Genomic DNA, 18189 nt, shown 5'->3' with positions numbered 1-18189 from the left:
ATCGACCCGGAACTCTACGGTCAGTCTGTTCAGCAGCGCCTGACGGCGTGTCGGCGGAGGGCTCGTATGGATCTGAACACCGTCGTCGACGTCCTCCGCCCGACTTCCGGCCGGCCGGGTGCGGACTGGCACATCGGAGACGCGTGGCTGGCCGGTGGCACGTGGTTGTTCTCCGAGCCGCAGCCGAATGTCCACCGACTGGTCGACCTCACCGAACTCGGCTGGCCTCACCTGGTGGCCGACGGCGAGGGTCTCGAGATCGGTGCGACGTGCACGATCAGGGAGCTGCACGAGTTCGCACCGCCGGATGGCTGGCCGGCGGGCAGCCTGCTGCGCACCAGCTGCGAGGCCTTCCTGGCGTCGTTCAAGATCTGGAATGCCGCGACGGTGGGCGGCAATATCTGCATGTCCCTGCCTGCCGGACCGATGATCACCCTGGCCGTGGCGCTCGAGGCGACCTATCGCGTGTGGGCCGCGGACGGAACCGAGAGAACCATCGCGGCGAAGGATTTCGTCCTCGGCAACCATCGAAATGCGCTGTGGCCCGGGGAAATCCTGCGTAGTGTGCACATTCCCGGTGACGCGCTGCGCAAGCGCCACACGCACCGGCGATTCACCCTGACCAAGCTCGGCCGTTCCACAATATTCATGGTCGCGACCCAGACGCCGGGCACCCGTGATCTGTTGCTCACCATCACGGCGGGTACCACGCACCCGGTCGTGCTGCGGTTCGACACCGTGCCCGACGCCGACACCCTGCAGGACCACATCGACGCGATACATGCCGATGTCTGGTTCGCCGACCCCAACGGCACACCGGGTCACCGCAAGCACCTGGCGAGACACTACGCCGAGGAGATCCGGGTCGAACTTGGCGGCTTGCGGTGAAATCCGGAGGCTTGCGATGAGCTATGTCGTCAACGGGAAGACGTTCTCCCAAGAGCCGCAACCCGGTCAGTGCCTGCGGACCTTTCTGCGTCACCTGGGCTGGTTCGGGGTGAAGAAGGGGTGCGACGCCGGTGACTGCGGCGCATGCACGGTCTGGCTCGACGGTCGTCCGGTGCACAGTTGCCTCACGCCGGCGTTCCGTGCCGACGGGCATGAGGTCACGACGATCGAGGGGCTCGGTTCACCCGAGGAGATGCACCCGATGCAGCGGCAGTTTCTCGAGGCCCCGGGATTCCAGTGCGGCTTCTGCACAGCCGGGATGATCATGACGGCGTCCGCCCTCACCGACGAGCAGAAGCAGGACCTGCCGCACGCGTTGAAGGGAAACCTGTGCCGCTGCACCGGCTATCGGGCAATCGAGGACGCGATCAACGGCGTGGCCGGCATCGAAGTCGCCGCACCGGGCCGGGCGATCGGCACCAGTGTCGGCACGCCGGCCGGGGCCGACGTGGTGACCGGGCGCGCCGAGTACACGATGGACACCGAGCTGCCCGGGATGCTCCATCTGAAGGTGCTGCACTCACCCCATGCCCATGCGCGCATCGTCTCCATCGACAAGTCCGCGGCGCTGGCCGTGCCCGGAGTGCACCGCGTGTACACCTGGGAAGACGTGCCCCGGAGGCTGTTCTCCACCGCGATCCACACCGATCATCTCGTCGACCCCGACGACACCTACATCCTGGACAACGTGGTGCGCTTCGCCGGCCAACGGGTGGTCGCGGTGCTGGCCGAATCGATCGGCGCCGCGCAGGAGGGCTGTCGCAAGGTCGCCGTCGATTACGAGGTGCTGCCGGCGGTATTCGATCCCGAGCAGGCGATGCAATCCGGTGCGCCGCAGCTGCACGGATCCCACGACCCGTTCGTGCAGGACCCCGTGCACAATATCCTGGTCGAGTTGCACGGCGAAATCGGTGATGTCGCACAGGGATTCGCCGAAGCCGACGTAATCCACGAAGGCACGTACTTCTCACCGCGGGTGCAGCATGCCCATCTGGAGACGCACGGATCGATCGCCTGGATGGAAGCGGGCCGGCTGCATGTGCGGACCAGTTCGCAATCGCCGTGGATCGCGAAGGGGAAGCTGGCCCATCTGTTCGACCTGCGACCCGATCAGATTCGGGTGTTCTGCAAGCGCGTCGGCGGCGCCTTCGGCGGTAAGCAGGAAGTGATCAGCGAAGATCTGGTGGCGCTGGCGACGCTGGACACCGGCCGGCCGACGTGTCTGGAATACACGCGCGAGGAGGAGTTCACCACTGCCTCACCGCGACATCCGATGAAGATCACGGTGAAGCTGGGGGCGCGGTCCGACGGAACACTGACCGCTTTCGAGTTCCGCAATGTCTCCAATACCGGTGCCTACGGAAACCACGCCGGCGAGACGTTGTTCGCCGGAGGCGGCGCGATCGCGCTGTACCGCTGTCCCAACAAGAAATTCGACGGCTACTCGGTCTACACCAACACCGTGCCCAGTGGCGCACTGCGCGGCTACGGCATGACCCAGCCGGTCTTCGCGGTGGAGTCGGCGATGCACGAGCTGGCCGTCGCCCTCGGCATGGATCCGCTGGAGCTGCGCCGCCGCAATATCGTTCGGCCCGGTGACGCGTTGCTGTCGATCGAGGACGAGGCCAACGACGTAGCGTTCACCGAGGATGGACTGGCCGCGTGCATCGACCGGGTCGACGCCGCGCTGCGTGCCCACCCCGACGGGCAGGCGCTGGGGCAAGACTGGCAGATCGGCACCGGCACAGCCACATCGATGCACGAAACCGCGCCACCGACCGAACATGTCTCGGTCGGGCTGGCCACCCTGGGCGACGACGGCATCTATGAGATCGCCGTGGGCACTGTGGAATTCGGTGAGGGGACACCGACGGCGCACGTTCAGATCGCCGCGGCCGAGCTGGGCACCACGCCGGCACGGATCCGGCTCGTCCAGGCCGACACCGACCGCACGGGTTTCGACACCGGCGCATTCGCGAGCGCGGGTCTGTTCGTGGCCGGCAATGCCGTGCAGCGGACGGCCGCCGCGTTGCGCGACCGGATTCTGCGCTTCGCCGCCACGCATACCGGGGTCGATCTGGCCTGTTGCGCCATGGATGACGATGCCGTGCGCTGTGGCGACACCCGCATCGGATTGACCGAATTGGCGGCGGCCGCCCGCCGCCGGGGTGCGCGGTTGACCGAATCGCGCAAGGCGTACGGGTCGCCGCGCAGCCTCGCCTGCAACACGCAGGCCTTCCGAGTCGCGGTGCATCGCGTGACCGGTGAGATCCGCGTCCTCTACAGCGTGCAGGCCACCGACGCCGGGGTGGTCATCAATCCCGCACAGGTGCGCGGTCAGATCGAAGGCGGTGTGGCCCAAGGCCTCGGCTTCGTGCTGACCGAAAATTATCTCGTCGACGAAAACGGCGTCATGACCAATCCGACGCTGCGCAACTACCGCATACCGACCTACGCCGACACTCCGCGCACCGAGGTGATCCTGGTCGGCTCGACCGACTCGGTGGGTCCGGCGCGGTCCAAAGGGATTGCCGAGTGCTGCATCAACCCGGTCGCACCGGCACTGGCGAACGCGGTATATGACGCGACCGGCGTCCGATATCGCGAGCTGCCGCTCACTCCCGACCGCATCTTCGGGTCCCTGCGACCGGTCCGGTCGACCTCGACCGGCTGAGTGTCGGAGACAACGATGACCCGCGAGCAGTCGGCCATCAACGCCGCCACCGTCATCATCGGAGAAACGGTGCGGCCCGGCTGTGAAGAGGCTTTCCTGTCCTGGCAGCACGGGCTGAACAGCATGGCGTCGCACTATCCGGGATTCATCGCCGCCGAGGTCAACCCGCCGACAGCCGTGCAGCCGCAATGGTCGGTGATCTACCGCTTCGACTCGATCCCGAATCTGCGCGCGTGGATCAACAGCGCCACGCGTCAGGACCGGCTCGCCGAAGGACGGCGCTACCTGGACGGCGCGCCCACGCAGCAGATCGTGACTGGCGGGGCCGCGCCCCCCGACACCCTCGTCACGGCCGTGGTGACCCATCGGGTCCCGCCCGAGCACATCGACGAGTTCCTGGCCTGGCAGGAGCGACTTCGGCTGGCGGAGAACAAGTTTCCGGGTTTTCGCGGTGCCGAGATCTTCCGGCCGATCGAGGGCGTGCAGGACGAGTGGACCATGCTCTACCGCTACGACACCGCCGCTGACCTGGACGGGTGGCTGACCTCGGCCGAGCGCCGGCAGTTGCTCGACGAAGGGAAGCGGTTCAGCGACTTTCGATTACGCACGATCGACAACTCCTTCGGCAGCTGGTTCGCGTTCGACGAACATGGGGGCCGGGCGCGGACGCCGTCACGGACGAAGACATCGATCGCGGTGTGGGTCGGCCTGTATCCGACGGTCGTGCTGCTCACCTTGGCGCTGGGGTGGGCGCGGCTCCCGCTGTGGCTGGGCATGTTGATCGGAAACCTGTTGTCCAGCTTCGTCATGACCTTCGTGACGATGCCTTGCTATGTGAATCCATTGCTCGAACGGTGGCTGCACCCGGACCCTGAAGCGCCGACCACGGCGACCAACGTGCGGGGCGCCCTGCTGATCGCCGCGGCGATGGCGTTCTGGGCGGTCGTGTTCTGGCTGGTGACCGTCGTGTTCTGGAAATTGCCGTGAGAAGGAGGAGTGATCGTCATGGCCGAATCCAATGGCCACGCAGTCCCGGAATTCATGCGCCCGGTCGTCGCCGACGAGCCGCCCGCGAGTGCGCGCACCGTCGCCGAGCACGCGGTCCTCGCGCTGAACGAGTCGATGTTGCAGCTCTACGAAACATCCCTGGTGAAATTCAAACAGAACATGCGCGACCAGGTGCCGATCATCCTGGCGCTGTTCACCGGCGAAGGCGGGCAGATGATCCTCTACCGGCCCGGCCGGGAGCCCGAATACGCGCCGCCGGTGCCGATCGTGTACCAGCTGGCCAAGTCGGTGGGCCACAGCACCATGGCCATCTACGAGATCGTCTCACCGTACCTGTTCGATGCGTACGCGAATCAGCTGTGGCGAGCCCCGCTCGAGATGTATCGGGCGCAGCATCGGCCGGCCCTCGAAGGCCTTGACGCCCTGGATATCTCCGAGGACGATCGCTCCCTCCTCCGCGCCATTCTGCAGCGCAATCTGACCTTCATGGACGAGTGCCTCGCGCAGGGTGGTTACAGCTACGACGAAGTCGAGAAGTACATCCGCGGCGTCGTACCGTATTCGGCCAAGTCGATCGGCATCGGCTCGGGCGCCCAGGTGGGCCATTGGATGAACGTCATCGAAGGGTGGAAGGAACAACTCGGCACGGACTGGGAGCGCACCTACGCGGTCAGCAATTCGCTGTACATCGCACGGCAGAACAACATCCTGTACAGCATTCTCGTCCAGTTCATGGGCACCGAGACGATGGGCGACCGGTTGCTGCTCGTCGAGACACCGGAATTCGAGACCACACCCGAGAAGATGCTCGACGTGCTCGGCCGCATCGTCGCCGACCGTTCGCTCGGCATGGTCTTCTTCCGCGACTACTTCCTCATGGACGTCGAACTGCTCGGCGGCGGCGGCCGGGCGGCCATCGAGCGGGAGATGGCCAAACGGGGCAAGAAGGCGTTGCTGCCGACTCTGGCGCCCTTCCATTCCAACGATTGGCCGTGGAAGACGGACCCGGCCAAGGGCACCGGCCCGGCGCGGATGGAAGACATCGCCGCGGGTGCGGTGATTCGCCCGGAATCGGTCGGCTGATGACGGATTCGACAAGGGATTTCGTCCAGCGCACCATCGAGATCGCGCGTACCAGCGTCGCCGAGGGCGGGCTGCCGTTCGGGACCGTCGTCGTCAAGGACGGTGAAATCCTCGCCGAAGGCCGGAATTGCGTTCCGGTGACTCACGACCCGACCGACCACGCGGAGATTCGCGCCATCCGCGAAGCGTGCCGGAAGCTGGGCACGGAGTACCTGACCGGATGCACGGTGTACGCCATCGCCCATCCGTGCCCGATGTGTCTGGCGGCGCTGTATCTCTGCGCGCCCGATCAGGTCGTTTTCCTGGTCACGCGCGAGGATTGCGCGCCATATATGGCCGGCGGAAACGACAAGTACTTCGAACCCAGCACTTTCTATGGCGAGATCGCCAAGCCCTGGGACCAGCGGCGTCTGCCCATGCGCTACCAGCCGCGCGATGACGCCATCGCGGTGTACAAGCTCTTTCGGGAACGCCGGGGCGGTGATCAATCGTCATGACAGTGGCGGCCGGCCCGACGATGCCGACGAAAAAGGTGAGGACCGTTGTCGGTCCTCACCTTTTGTCGTTGGGGATCAGGAGACCAGGCCGCGGCCGGTGGTCAGAGGGAGATCCATGGCGGTCAGCAGGCCGGGGCGGGATTGGACCACGGCGGGGATGGCGCTGACCAGGCGGGCCGCGGTGCCGACGACGCCGGCTTCGGCGTGGTCGCCGTTGCTGTAGAGCTGCAGGTCGAGGAGGTAGTCGGGTTCGCCCTTGACTTCGACTCGGTAGCAACCCTTTCCGGCCGGTTGGGGCCAGTCGGGAGCGAGGTCGGGGTGCAGGCGGGTGGTGTGTTCCAGGGTGAGGACCTCGCGGCCCTTGCTGATGCCGTGCACCTGGAAGCGGAGGGCGGCGGCGGTGCCGGCGGCGATGGTGCGACTGCCCACCTTCAGCTCTTCGCTCGCGGGCAGGCGCTCGAAATGCTGTGTGACGGAGTCGAGTTCGATGTCGAGGGCGGCGGCCAGCTGGCGGATGACACTGCCCCAGGCGAGGGTGAGAACGCCGGGCTGGAGCAGCAGCGGCAAGTCGTCGAGGGCGCTGCCGAAGCCCATGATGTCGAACAGGACCTTGGGATTGTCGTAGGTGGAGTAGTCCATCACCTCCGAACAGATGATCTTGTCGATGCGCTCGGAGCCGCTGGACAGCAGCAGCGGCAGCCAGTCGTTGGCCCAGCCGGGGTCGATGCCGTTGACCCACAGGGAGGCGCCGCCCGCGTTGGCCGCCTCCACGATCGGGGCGATGGCCTCGTCGGGGAGGGTGCCGTAGGGGAACTGCAGGAAGACGGGGCTGCTGGAGACGACATTGATGCCGGCGCGGAGGAAGGTCTTCAGATCCTCCACCGCCTCCATCAGGCGGTCGTCGGCCATGGCGGTGTGGACGATGCAGTCGGGCTTCAGGGCCAGGAGCGCCTCGGCGTCCTGGGTTGCGGTGACGCCGATCTCGCGGTCGAGACCGGCCAGCTCGCCCGCGTCCTTGCCGGCCTTGGCGGCGCTGGAGACCCAGACGCCGACCAGGTCGAGCTCGGGGCGGGCGATGATGGAGCGCAGGGTGCGGCGGCCGACATTGCCGGTGCTCCACTGGACTACGCGGTACTTCATGGGAAAACTCCTGCGGCGCGGCGGATTACAGGTCGGGGATGGGGAGGTCCAGGTTGGGCGCGGCGATGCCGCCGTCCACCTCGAGCACCTTGCCGGTGATGTAGCCGCCCGCGCGGGAGCTCAGGTAGACGATCGCGGCGGCGATCTCCCACGGCTCACCGAGCCGGTGCAGCGGGGTGGCGTCCTCCATCTGCTGCTTGATCTCCGGTTGCTGCGCAACGACTTCCAGCGCGGAGGTGAGCACCGAGCCGACCGCGATGGCGTTCACCCGGATGCGGGGGGACAGGTCGGCGGCGGCCAGCCGGGTCCAGTGCGCGAGGGCGGCCTTGGCGGTGCCGTAGGCGAGGAAGCCGCGGCCGGGGGAGCGGCCCATCATCGAGGAGATATTGACGACCGAGCCGCCGTCGTTCTTCAGCATGTGCGGCACCGCGGCCCGGGTGAGGGCGTGCGCGGTGGAGACATTGAAACGGAATGCCTCCTCGAGGAATTCGGGGGTGGTGGTGAGGAAGGTATTGGGCATGGTGCCGCCGACATTGTTGACCACGATGTCGATGCGGCCGAGCTCGGCGGCGGCGGTTTCGGCCAGCGCGGTGACGGCGGAAAGATCCGACAGGTCCGCGGGGACCGTGATGGCACGGCGGCCGAGCGCGTGGATCTTGCCCGCCACCTCGTCGAGCTGAGCGGCGGTGCGCGCCGAGATGGCCACGTCCGCACCGGCTTCGGCGAGGGCGAGCGCGGTGGCGGCGCCGATGCCGCGGCCCGCGCCGGTCACGACGGCGACGCGGCCGTCCAGTCGGAAGGTGTCCAGGATCATCGCGAATTCAGTCCTTCTGGGAGTGACGACAGTCACAAGAAGCTTTAAGCATTTATTCTTAATCGTCAAGGATAAGTTCTTTATCCGCTGGTGAACGGCTATGGTGCAGACTGTGGCAAGGATCGACAGGTGGCAGTGACGGTGTCCGAATGGCAGTGACAGAAGCGCGCGAGCGCATCATTCTCGCGGCGGAGCAGCTGATCGCCGAGCGTGGGCAGGCGGTGCCGCTGCGCGATATCGCGGCAGCCGCGGGACAGCGGAACAACTCGGCGATCCAGTACCACTTCGGCTCCCGCGACGGGCTCATCGAGGCCGTGGTCGAGCACCGGCTCGCCACCCTCGAGGTGCGGCGGCTGGAACTGCTGGCCGAACAGGCCGGAACGGGTGCGACCGGCGTGCACGACCTACTGGAGGCGCTGGTCATTCCCATGCTCGAGCTGAGCGACCGGCACGGGATCAATCACTATGCGCGGTTCCTCGAACAGATCCACACCCATCGGGCGGTCACCGACGCGGCCAATCTGGAATCCGCGCGGCGCACCTCGGTGCGGGTGATCATGCAGCAGCTGGAGCGGGAACTCACCGACCTGCCGAAACGGTTGCGGCTGCGGCGGTTACGCGCCTTGCCGACCGTACTGTTCGCCTTGCTGGCCGACCACGAGCGGGCCGTGGAGGCCGGGCGGGTGGCCACGGGGGACGTGACGGCGTGGGGGGAGATCGTGGACATGCTCGCGGGGGTGCTGACCGCGCCGGTGGTGGAGCGCGCGCCGATTCGCTGACGCCGGAGCGCGAACGGCCCGCCCCGGATCGAATCCGGCGCGGGCCGTTCGGACACCGAGCGCGGTGGACTAGCGCTGGTGCGGCCGAGGGTAGTTCGGCGGCTGCTGGTAACCGCCGGACGGCGGCGGGTAGCCCTGGCAGGGCGGTGGTGGTGGGGCTACCGTTGATGGTCGTGGACACCACGGCAGCAGCAGTCATGGAAACGCCCGCCCGGCCGCGATGGCTCGGCGTCGGGTTACCGCTGCTGGCCGGTGGGGCGGTGGCCGGCGGGCTGGCGTTGCTGCACTTCCGGGATCCGCACGTGCAGGGGGCCTACGGGGTGTGCCCGTTCTACGAACTGACCGGATACTGGTGCCCCGGCTGCGGCGGGTTGCGCGGGCTGCACAACCTCACCGATGGCCGGATCCTCGACGCCATCCACAGCAATGTGCTGCTGCTCCCGCTGACACTGGGCTTCATCGCCTGGTGGGGCGCCTGGGTAGTGCGCGGGTGGCGGGGCAATCCGGTGCCGCCGCGACTACCGCAGGTGCTGCCCAGGTACGCGGTGTGGGTGGCCCTGGCATTTCTCCTCGTCTTCACGGTTGTGCGGAACACACCGTGGGGTAGTTGGATCGCACCGGTTTAGGCGGGGCATGCTCTGCGTATGAGCGATTCGCTGAAGGAGCGCGTGCGGCAGAAGCTGATACGGCAGCTCGAGGAGGATGGGCCGCCGGACCCCGATCAGGAGGACACCCGGCAGCTCTCGGTCCTGGACGACCTCGATGCGCTCGAGGCGGTGGCCGACGACGATCCACTCGTCGAGGTGCTCGCGGCCCGCTACATGGTGCCCTGACCGGTTCCCGGCCGATTCAGAAACCGCAGGCAGACCCGCCCTCGGCCGAACTGCCGAAGGGGCGGGTCTCGGGGACCGGGTTCCAATGTCCTTCGGTGCGGGCGTAATTCCACGCCGGGCCGTGCGCCACCAGGGTCGCGATGGCCTCGACGAGGCGGTCGACGTCGGCGGCGGTGGTGCCCAGGCCGATGCTGGCGCGCAGGGCGGCATCGACACCGAGGCGGGACAGCAGCGGGTGAGCGCAGAAGCGGCCGTCGCGCACCCCGATGCCGTGCTCGGCGGAGAGGTAGGCGGCCACCTGGCCGGGCTCGAAGCCGTCGACGGTGAAGGCGACAATGCCGACCGCGTCGGTGCTGTCGCGCCAGATCCGCAGGAAGTTCACGCCCGGAACGGTTTTCAGGCCGTAGCGCAGGCGGTGGGTGAGGTACTGCTCATGCTCGAGCACGGTGGTCTCGTCCAGCTCGGCGAGGGCGTCGCAGGCCGCGGCCAGGGCGGCGACGCCCAGCACGTTCGGGGACCCGGCCTCGTGGCGCTGCGGGGCGGGAGCCCATTCGACGCTCTCGGTGCTCACCGAGCGCACCGCGCCGCCGCCGGCCAGGTAGGGCTCGGCCGCGTCCAGCCAGTCCCGGCGGCCGGCCAGCACGCCCGCGCCGAACGGGGCATAGGTCTTGTGACCGGAGAAGGCCAGGTAGTCGATGCCGGTGGTGCGCAGGTCGATTCGGCGGTGCGGGGCCAGCTGGGCGGCGTCCACCAGGATGCGGGTGCCGCACTGGTGGGCGATCCAGGCCAGCCGCTCCAGCGGCAGCAGTTCGCCGGTCACATTGGAGGCGCCCGTAACCGCCAGCAGCGCAGCGGGTTTCGAGCACAGCTCGGCGACCAGGCGCTGGATGGTCTCCTCGATGGTCTCCGCGACCGGAACCACCCGGCGGCCGCGCCGGGTCCAGGGCAGCAGGTTGGCGTGGTGCTCGACGTCCAGCACCACGGTGTCACCGGGCACGCAGGCGGCGAGCAGGTTCAGTGAGTCGGTGGTGTTGCGGGTGAACACCACCACCTGGTCCTCGGCCGCGTTCAGGAAGCGGGCGACCGAACCGCGGGCCGACTCGTAGCAGTCGGTGGAGACCCGGGAGGCGTAACCCGCGCCGCGGTGCACGCTGGCGTAGTAGGGCAGCAGATCCGCGACCCGGTCGGTGACCTGCCGCAATGCGGGTGCGCTGGCGGCGTAGTCGAAGTTGGCGTAGCCGGCCGTCCCGCCCTGGACCAGCGGGACCCGCAGGTCACAGCCGGAGACATCGGCGAGGGCGGCACAGGTCTGGTCGGCGAAAGCAGTCATCACGAAATCCCGTCGGATTCATGGACGCGCGATCGGGAAAAGAGAAATCGATCGAGAGTCCGCGCTTGCCGCGCCCGGTCGGGCGTCGGCCCGGTCGTCACCCGGAGCACCCCACCGCGGAGGAGGGTTGCCGACCAGCAAGCCGGGGCTTCGCGCTGGTACTCATGACCTGATTGCAGAGACTGGCAGACGGCTCGCGGGCTTGTCAACCCCGCCCGGTCGTGGCGGCCGCCGTCACGATTTGCGAGCCGCCACGCAGCGTTCCAGGTCGGGCACCCGGACGTCGCGCCCGATCGGGTCGAGATAGCTCGCGGTGTACTCCGGTCCGCCCGCTTGCTCGACCTCGCACCAACCGTGGTCGGCCAGCAGTGCCGGGACCTGGTCCGGATGCAAACCGAAGGTCCAGAGTCGTTGCCGCGCCACGAATCTGCGGTAGGTGGCGGCGCAGCCCTGGAGGTTGGTGCCGTCCAGAAAGTCCTGCCGGATGTAGCTGAAGATGAGCTCGCTGCCGGTGGGGGCCTCGGCGAGAGCTGAAAAGGTGGCGCGCACAGCGGGTTCGGTCAGGTACTGCGTGACGCCCTCCCCGAGGGAGAGGGTCCTCGCGTCGGTGCGGTAGCCGTGCTCGGTCAGCGCGGTGCCGAGGTCATCGGTTTCGAAGTCGATCGAGACCTGAGTCATGTTGTCGGGCAATGCTATTCGCTTCCGCCTCCCAGGCGCCGACTCCCTCTCGGCTCATGCCCGCGCGCAGTAGGCGTCGCCCGGCGGGTCGGCGCGCGATCGACCGCCACGCGGCGGGCAGCATGCGGATGGCCAATTGGTCTGCCAGCAGCCGATTACTTCACGCGGGCCACGGTCGCGCTGCGGGAGGCTGCGCACGACATGCTGGAGCGTCGCGGGTCGGTGTGACGAACGGCGCGACCGTTGTGACTCGCAGCCGCCTTCCCGGCCGGCCTCCGGCCGTCCCTACTTGGTGCTCCAGGCGCGTCCGCAGGCCCATCGGCGCAGGTAGCATGGGCTGCGCCCGCGCGTGTGATGTGCAGTTCGCACGATGTCGCGCCGCGGGGTGTCTGCTACAAGTTCGGTTCTTCCGGATCTTCCCGACCACGTGGCCGCACGGCCTGGATACAGGGAGGTATTCACATGAAGGCGATCGTGGTGACGGACCGGGCCGCTGGAACGGCCGGGATGACGTTGGTGGAGCGGCCCGATCCGGATGCGGCGAGGTTCGCGAGCCTCTCGGGCGCGAGCTACGGCGATGTCATCGTCGAGGTTCATGCGTCGGGATTCACCGGGGATGAGTTGGAGTGGCCCTCGACCTGGGTCGATCGGCTCGGCCGGGACCGGACGCCGTCGATCCCCGGGCACGAGCTGGCCGGGGTGGTCAGCGCTCTCGGCTACGGCACAACCGGCCTGTCGGTGGGGCAGCGGGTGTTCGGGCTGACGGACTGGACTCGTGACGGCACGCTGGCGGAGTACGTGGTCGTCGAGGCACGTAATCTCGCGCCGCTGCCGGGCGACATCGACTTCACGGTGGGCGCGGGCGTCACGATGGCGGGCTTGACCGCCTGGCAGGGGCTGTTCGAGCACGGCCGCCTTCAGGCGGGGCAGAGCGTCCTCGTGCACGGTGCGGCCGGCGTAGTCGGGTCGATGGCAGCCCAGCTCGCACGTGAGGCCGGCGCCTACGTCATCGGCACCGGGCGCGCGGCCGGCCGGCAGACCGCGCTCGACTTCGGGGCGCACGAGTTCGTCGACCTTCAGAACGACTCTCTGGACGACATCGGCGGAGTCGATCTGGTCTTCGATGTCCTCGGCGGAGACATCCAGAAGCGGTCGGCGGATCTCGTTCGAGCCGGAGGAACGCTGGTGACCGTCACCGGGCCGCCCGAGGCGCGACCCGCCCACGGACTGGCGATCGACTTCGTCGTCGTATCCGACCGCACCCAACTCGGTGAGATCGCCCAGCGGGTGCGCGACGGACGAGTGCGGACGAACATCGGCACGGTTGCGACCCTCGACGACGCCGTCGCCGCCTTCAACCTGACCGAGCGACGCAAGGGTAAGACGGTCATCCGCGTTCGTCCGTGAGGATAGCGACCGGTCCAAGGCCGACGGCGCCTCGGTTTCCGCCACTGTCCGAGCCCGGGGTGTCGGCTTCGGAGGCACCTGCACCCTTCTCATGCTTGCGATAAAGCCCCGGTGCGGCGCAGCCGATAGAGGTGGACCATCCTGGCCGCCACCTTCAGCATGGGCACGTCTTCGATGATGGTCCAACCTGGGAATGCGGCCGTGATGTCCGCCGGTGCGGCGCCGCGGGGCAGTGGGCCATGGCGGCCCAGTTCGAACGCGACCATGAGCAGGGTTGCGTCTGCGGCGGCGGCGATGTCCACCTGCCGGCCCATGGTGTGCCGTTCGGGGTCGGTGAGGCCGTGGAAGACACCGAAGTCCAGAATCAGCCGGTATCCCGTGCCGACCTCGGCCGGGAGGGCGGTGATATCGCCTTCCAGGAAGCGGGCATCGACGCCGGCGGCGCGGGCGCGCCTGGTAGCGAGCCGGATCGCCTTCGGCACGATATCGACCCCGGTGACCCGCCAGCCGCGGCGGGCCAGTTCCACGGCGTGCCCGCCGGTGCCGCAGCCGAGATCCAAGGCGGTCCCGGCGGGCGGCTGTGCTCCCGCCTGCTCCTGGTCGAATTCGGCGGCCAGTATGCGGGATACATCGCGCTGCCGGGCCGCTGCTTCCCATGGGCGAAATCCCAGCGCATGCGCTACCCGATACCTGAAAACGCCCATGCTCGGTCCTCCTACGTGGGTCATGATGGGCAACTCGGAACCGCGGTAGGCGCGGCATCGTCATCGGTGGGCCGCGATCGTCTGGAGGATAGGGGATCGGGTCGGCGCTGATCGTCAGCGGTTCGGAAGGCGATCGCTGTCCGAACGGGAGTCTCCCGCCGGCCGACCCGTCGTTGTGACTCGCACACGACCGTATCGGAAAAATCGTCCGAAAGTTGGATCGGGTGGGCCGCAAAGTTCGAATCGCGCGAACGTTGCTGGGGCGTATGGTCGGTGTCGAAGTTAGGGTAGCCAAAGTGGTGTGCCCCCGAGTTGACCACGAGGAGCCCGACCATGCTGGAGACCAGCACCCCGTTCTCGACGCTCATTCGCACCGCGACCGAGCAGCAGCACAACGAGGCGGAACACTCCACGTTCATGCGCGACATGCTCGGCGGGCAGCTCGGGGTGGAGGCGTTCTACCGGTACACCGCCCAGCTCTGGTTCGTCTACGCCGCCCTCGAAAAGCGCTCCGCCGCACTGGCTTCCGACCCGGTCGCGGGTCCGTTCGTCAAGCCGGAACTGGCGCGGCTGGCCGCGCTGGAGGCCGACCTGGCCCACCTCGGCGGCGCGAACTGGCGCGATGAACTGACCGCACTGCCCGCCACCACCGCCTACGCCGCCCGCATCGAGGAGTGCGCGGGCGACTGGCCGGCCGGCTATGTCGTCCACCACTACACCCGCTACCTGGGCGATCTCTCCGGCGGCCAGGTCATTCGCGGTACCGCCGAGAAGCTGTGGAACCTGCCCAAGAAGGGCGACGGCGTGCGGTTCTACGTCTTCGAGGACATCGCCAACCCGGCCGCGTTCAAGCGCGACTACCGCGAGGCCCTCGACCAGCTTCCCCTCGACGGCCCCGAGGTCGATCGCGTACTCGACGAGGCGCGACTGGCGTTCACGATGAACACTGATCTGTTCCGTGAGCTGGGTGCGGAATTCAGCGCGCGGAACTGAAACTCGCAACCCCGAAGGTCGCCGACCCCCGTTGATCGACAGGGGCGGCGGCCTTCGTCATTTCCGCGGTGCGTCGTTGACCCTGTTCGTCGGGGGCAGGGTCAGCGATCTCACCCTTGCGCCGGTCCGCGGTGATGGGTTGCCATGGAGGGCATGAGTTTTCCGCTGCTACTGAGTTTCGTGGGGTTGTGTGTGCTGCTCGCGCTCACGCCGGGGCCGGATACCTTTCTGGTACTGCGATTCTCGATGGCCGGATCGCGATCCGGAATCGCGGCGGCGGTGGGCTCGGCGTTCGGCGGGATCGTGTGGGCCACCGTGGTCGCGGCCGGGGTCGCGGCGCTGCTGGAGCAGTCGGCGACCGCGTATCGCACGCTCAAGGTGATCGGCGGAATCTACCTGGTGTACCTGGGCGTTCGGGCGCTGCTGGCGCATCGGCGCGGGCCCGGCGCGGCGGCCGGCGGGGCGGATGTCGCGGTGGCGCAGGGTGCGCCGGCGTCGCTGCGCTCGGCCTTCGCTGCCGGATTGCTGTCGTGTGTCTTCAATCCGAAGGTGGGATTGTTCTACCTCGCGGTGCTGCCGCAGTTCCTGACCCGGGTGACATTCCTCGACACGCTCACGCTCGGAGCCATCGAATCCAGTATCGCGGCAATCGAAATGATCCTGCTGGCGGTGGCGGCCGCGCGGGCGGTGGAGTTGCTGCGACGGCCGCGCGTCCGGGTCCGGCTGGAGCAGGCGAGCGCGGCGATCCTGGCGGCGCTGGGCATCGGCACGGCGGCCTCGGCCGCGGCCTGAGTCGGCGCCCGAGTCAGTCGGCGATCTCGGCGCGGTGGTACGCGCCGTTGTAATACACCAGCGGGCCGACCGCCGGGGAGTTCTCGGTGTTGTCGTGCACCTGGGTGACCAGGCCGATGACCAGGGTGTGGTCGCCGATCGGGAGGAGCTGATGGACCGTGGCGCGGACCCAGATGGGCGTGCCGTGCAGGACGGGTTCGCCGCTGCCGAGCGTCGTCCATAGGGACCGGTCGGTAAAACGCTCCTCGGCGGCCCGGCTGAACCGCTGGGCCAGATGTTTCTGATGCTCGCCGAGGAAATGCACCACCAGCGATTCGGCCCGCAGCATGGCCTCGATGCTGGAGGAAGTCTCGGCGATATTGAACGAGATGAGCGGCGGCTGTGCGGAGAGCGAGGCGAACGAGGTGGCGGTGAAGCCCACCGGACCCTGGTCGGACTCGAGCGTGACGATGGTGACCCCGGCCGGATAGTGCCGCATGGCGGCGCGGTACTGCTGCGCGGTAATGCCGCTCAGATCGTCGGGCACGTGTAGCTCGGTGCCGGGCGTCGGGGAATCGCTCACGTCACGAAACTACGTGGTCGAGCGCCCGGTTATTCCACCCTGTAAGAAATTGCCCGGTCCGCGCCGGTAGGTGGTGCTCAGTCCACGTCGATGGCCAGGCCCGCGGTGATCCGGACCAATTCCCCGAAGGTGGTGCGGAACAGTGTGTTCGGATGCCCGCCCGCGGCCCACAATTCCTGATACTGCGACAACGCGGTGTCGACGAAGGTCGGCAGATTGGTGGGGTGCCCGAGCGGGGCGACACCCCCGATGGGCTGCCCGGTCACCTCGCGGACCATGGCCGCGGGCGCCCGGGAGAGCGTGCCCTCGAGGCGCTCCCCCGTGCGGCTCAGATGCACCTGGTGCGCGCCGGACACCAGCAGCAGCACCGGATCGTCGTCGAGCAGGAAGACCAGCGATTTGGTGATCGCCCCTACTGTCACGCCGAGCGCGTCGGCGGCTTCCTGCGCGGTGTGGGTGGGACTGGGCTGGGTGATGATCACCCCGTGATGGCCGCGCGCGATCAAGGTGTCGGAGACCTTCGACGCGACCGGTGGCAGGGACCTGCGCATGGCAACCAGGGTAGAGCGATTGCGGTGGATGTGCCGGGGATCAGTAGTCGGGATAGCCCTCCTCCGGGCCCAGCAGCTCGGTGAGGCGGTCGCGCACGATCGGGGCCAGCTCCTCGGCGGTGCGCTGCGAAACCCACTGGTGCGCACAGGAATCGAAGACCCGTTCCAGGTCGATCGCGGACAGGGCGTGCAGCTCCGCCGCGGCGGCCGTCTGGAGTGCGGTGTGGCCCGGGTACGGGCGGCCGTCGGCGATCTTCTGGGCCCAGGTGACATTGCAGCAGCATTCGTACAGGGCATGAATCGCGCGGCGGCGGGGGAGCGTATTGAAGCGGTCGAGGCCGATTCCGTGATGCATCAACATCCAGACCTCACACACGGGATGGGCGAGTTGTGCGGACCCGCTAATCGTCCGCCGGAAAGCGGATCGAAAACACTGGGACGCAGCAGATTTAGCACAGGATTAACACCGGCCCGCCACGCCCCCGGCACCCCCGATACGCTGGACCGATGACCGATTGGAAGGCTTTCGAGGTCGAAAGCAAGGACCACATCGCCCAGGTGACGCTCACCGGTCCCGGCAAGGGCAATGCCATGGGCCCCGACTTCTGGCGCGAACTGCCGCTGATCTTCGGCGAACTCGACGCCGACCCGGACATCCGCGCCATCGTGCTCACCGGATCCGGCACGCACTTCTCCTACGGCCTGGACCTGCCGGCCATGAGCCCGCTCTTCGGGCCGCTGCTGGCCGACCGGGCGCTCGCCGGGCCGCGCACCGACTTCCTCAAGCAGGTGCGCAGCATGCAGGACTCGGTCACCGCGGTCGCCGACTGCGTCAAGCCGGTCATCGCGGCGATCTCCGGCTGGTGCATCGGCGGCGGACTGGACCTCATCGCCGCCGCGGATGTCCGCCTGGCCAGCGCCGACGCCAAGTTCAGCCTGCGCGAGGCCAAGGTGGCCATCGTCGCCGACATCGGCTCGCTGCACCGGCTGCCGGGCATCATCGGCGAGGGGCACGTGCGTGAACTCGCCTACACCGGCAAGGACATCGACGCGGCCCGCGCCGAGAAGATCGGCCTGATCAACGACGTGTACGCCGACCAGCAGGCCGTGCTGGACGCCGCCCACGCCATGGCGCGCGAGATCGCCGCCAACCCGCCGCTGGTGGTGCAGGGCATCAAGGACGTCCTCGACCAGCCCAAGCGCGGCAGGATCGCCGACGGGCTGCGCTACGTATCGGCCTGGAACTCGGCGTTCCTGCCGTCCGAGGACCTCACCGAGGCCATCCAGGCGGTCTTCGAGAAGCGCCCCCCGGAGTTCAAGGGCAAGTGACCCCAGGGGTTCCGGCCTCGTAAAAGGACCCCATGCCTCCGGTTCCCGGCCTATCGTTTTGGGCGGG

The 18189-nt window shown here is 68.0% G+C and carries 20 protein-coding genes and 1 riboswitch; of the genes, 12 read left to right on the top strand and 8 right to left on the bottom strand.

The features are described 5' to 3' along the window. The first annotated feature begins 66 nt into the window (after positions 1–66). Genes ACWEQQ_RS00395 through ACWEQQ_RS00375 form a run of 5 tightly spaced genes read left to right on the top strand, consistent with a single transcriptional unit; the run spans position 67 to position 6210 of the window. Positions 67–888, top strand: a complete 822-nt coding sequence (locus tag ACWEQQ_RS00395) for an FAD binding domain-containing protein (protein ID WP_452346653.1) — start codon at positions 67–69, stop codon at positions 886–888. Positions 889–904: 16 nt separating this feature from the next. After that, positions 905–3622 (top strand): molybdopterin-dependent oxidoreductase, encoded by a 2718-nt coding sequence (locus ACWEQQ_RS00390; protein WP_452346652.1) that lies wholly within the window; start codon positions 905–907, stop codon positions 3620–3622. 15 nt (positions 3623–3637) lie between these two features. Further along, positions 3638–4609 (top strand): antibiotic biosynthesis monooxygenase, encoded by a 972-nt coding sequence (locus ACWEQQ_RS00385; protein WP_452346651.1) that lies wholly within the window; start codon positions 3638–3640, stop codon positions 4607–4609. An 18-nt stretch (positions 4610–4627) separates the two neighbouring features. Continuing rightward, positions 4628–5713 (top strand): hypothetical protein, encoded by a 1086-nt coding sequence (locus ACWEQQ_RS00380; RefSeq protein WP_452346650.1) that lies wholly within the window; start codon positions 4628–4630, stop codon positions 5711–5713. Further along, positions 5713–6210: a nucleoside deaminase gene (locus ACWEQQ_RS00375; RefSeq protein WP_452346649.1), complete on the top strand. Its 498-nt coding sequence runs from the start codon at positions 5713–5715 to the stop codon at positions 6208–6210. Before ACWEQQ_RS00380 ends, ACWEQQ_RS00375 begins: the two co-directional genes overlap by 1 nt. Positions 6211–6285: 75 nt before the next feature. Here ACWEQQ_RS00375 and ACWEQQ_RS00370 read toward each other — a convergent pair whose 3' ends face one another. Then, positions 6286–7350, bottom strand: a complete 1065-nt coding sequence (locus tag ACWEQQ_RS00370) for an NAD(P)H-dependent amine dehydrogenase family protein (RefSeq protein ID WP_452339691.1) — start codon at positions 7348–7350, stop codon at positions 6286–6288. Positions 7351–7375: 25 nt separating this feature from the next. Beyond that, on the bottom strand, positions 7376–8164 hold the full coding sequence (locus tag ACWEQQ_RS00365) for an SDR family oxidoreductase (protein ID WP_364606614.1): 789 nt from the start codon (positions 8162–8164) through the stop codon (positions 7376–7378). A gap of 149 nt (positions 8165–8313) precedes the next feature. Between ACWEQQ_RS00365 and ACWEQQ_RS00360 the strand changes: the two genes are divergently transcribed. The 3 genes from ACWEQQ_RS00360 (at position 8314) to ACWEQQ_RS00350 (ending at position 9776) form a co-directional block, all read left to right on the top strand. Then, complete coding sequence (locus ACWEQQ_RS00360) at positions 8314–8943, top strand: TetR family transcriptional regulator (protein WP_452346648.1); 630 nt, start codon at positions 8314–8316, stop codon at positions 8941–8943. A gap of 173 nt (positions 8944–9116) precedes the next feature. Then, positions 9117–9569, top strand: coding sequence for a DUF2752 domain-containing protein (locus ACWEQQ_RS00355; protein ID WP_452339690.1), 453 nt, complete (start codon positions 9117–9119; stop codon positions 9567–9569). Positions 9570–9587: 18 nt separating this feature from the next. Beyond that, positions 9588–9776 carry a hypothetical protein gene (locus ACWEQQ_RS00350; protein ID WP_452346647.1) on the top strand — a complete coding sequence of 63 codons (189 nt, stop codon included), beginning with the start codon at positions 9588–9590 and terminating at the stop codon, positions 9774–9776. Between the two features lie 16 nt (positions 9777–9792). Here ACWEQQ_RS00350 and ACWEQQ_RS00345 read toward each other — a convergent pair whose 3' ends face one another. Then, a complete protein-coding gene (locus ACWEQQ_RS00345; protein WP_452346646.1) occupies positions 9793–11106 on the bottom strand; it encodes an aminotransferase class V-fold PLP-dependent enzyme in 1314 nt (437 codons plus the stop codon). 56 nt (positions 11107–11162) lie between these two features. Next, positions 11163–11276: riboswitch (SAM riboswitch) on the bottom strand. Between the two features lie 64 nt (positions 11277–11340). Beyond that, positions 11341–11796: a class I SAM-dependent methyltransferase gene (locus ACWEQQ_RS00340; protein ID WP_452346645.1), complete on the bottom strand. Its 456-nt coding sequence runs from the start codon at positions 11794–11796 to the stop codon at positions 11341–11343. Between the two features lie 450 nt (positions 11797–12246). Here ACWEQQ_RS00340 and ACWEQQ_RS00335 point away from each other — a divergent pair, with 450 nt between their 5' ends. After that, the gene (locus tag ACWEQQ_RS00335; protein ID WP_452346644.1) at positions 12247–13191 is read left to right on the top strand and encodes an NADP-dependent oxidoreductase; all 945 of its coding nucleotides are present in this window, start codon (positions 12247–12249) and stop codon (positions 13189–13191) included. An 89-nt stretch (positions 13192–13280) separates the two neighbouring features. Here the strand turns inward: ACWEQQ_RS00335 and ACWEQQ_RS00330 are convergent, their stop codons facing one another. Further along, a complete protein-coding gene (locus ACWEQQ_RS00330) occupies positions 13281–13895 on the bottom strand; it encodes a class I SAM-dependent methyltransferase (protein ID WP_452339685.1) in 615 nt (204 codons plus the stop codon). Between the two features lie 333 nt (positions 13896–14228). Here ACWEQQ_RS00330 and ACWEQQ_RS00325 point away from each other — a divergent pair, with 333 nt between their 5' ends. Continuing rightward, positions 14229–14888, top strand: a complete 660-nt coding sequence (locus ACWEQQ_RS00325; protein WP_452346643.1) for a biliverdin-producing heme oxygenase — start codon at positions 14229–14231, stop codon at positions 14886–14888. A gap of 153 nt (positions 14889–15041) precedes the next feature. Then, positions 15042–15680 carry a LysE family translocator gene (locus ACWEQQ_RS00320; protein ID WP_452346642.1) on the top strand — a complete coding sequence of 213 codons (639 nt, stop codon included), beginning with the start codon at positions 15042–15044 and terminating at the stop codon, positions 15678–15680. A gap of 13 nt (positions 15681–15693) precedes the next feature. Here the strand turns inward: ACWEQQ_RS00320 and ACWEQQ_RS00315 are convergent, their stop codons facing one another. The 3 genes from ACWEQQ_RS00315 to ACWEQQ_RS00305 all read right to left on the bottom strand — a co-directional run bounded on the left by ACWEQQ_RS00315 (position 15694) and on the right by ACWEQQ_RS00305 (position 17154). Continuing rightward, a complete protein-coding gene (locus tag ACWEQQ_RS00315) occupies positions 15694–16242 on the bottom strand; it encodes a flavin reductase family protein (protein WP_452339682.1) in 549 nt (182 codons plus the stop codon). Positions 16243–16319: 77 nt separating this feature from the next. Then, positions 16320–16793: a YbaK/EbsC family protein gene (locus ACWEQQ_RS00310; RefSeq protein ID WP_354831494.1), complete on the bottom strand. Its 474-nt coding sequence runs from the start codon at positions 16791–16793 to the stop codon at positions 16320–16322. Between the two features lie 40 nt (positions 16794–16833). Beyond that, complete coding sequence (locus ACWEQQ_RS00305; protein WP_452346641.1) at positions 16834–17154, bottom strand: 2-oxo-4-hydroxy-4-carboxy-5-ureidoimidazoline decarboxylase; 321 nt, start codon at positions 17152–17154, stop codon at positions 16834–16836. A 146-nt stretch (positions 17155–17300) separates the two neighbouring features. On the opposite strand from ACWEQQ_RS00305, the gene ACWEQQ_RS00300 reads away from it, so the two are divergent. Beyond that, a complete protein-coding gene (locus tag ACWEQQ_RS00300) occupies positions 17301–18122 on the top strand; it encodes a crotonase/enoyl-CoA hydratase family protein (protein ID WP_452346640.1) in 822 nt (273 codons plus the stop codon). Positions 18123–18189: the final 67 nt, after the last annotated feature.

Source organism: Nocardia sp. NPDC004123 (genome assembly GCF_053603795.1).
This window is presented reverse-complemented; position numbering and strand designations above follow the sequence as displayed.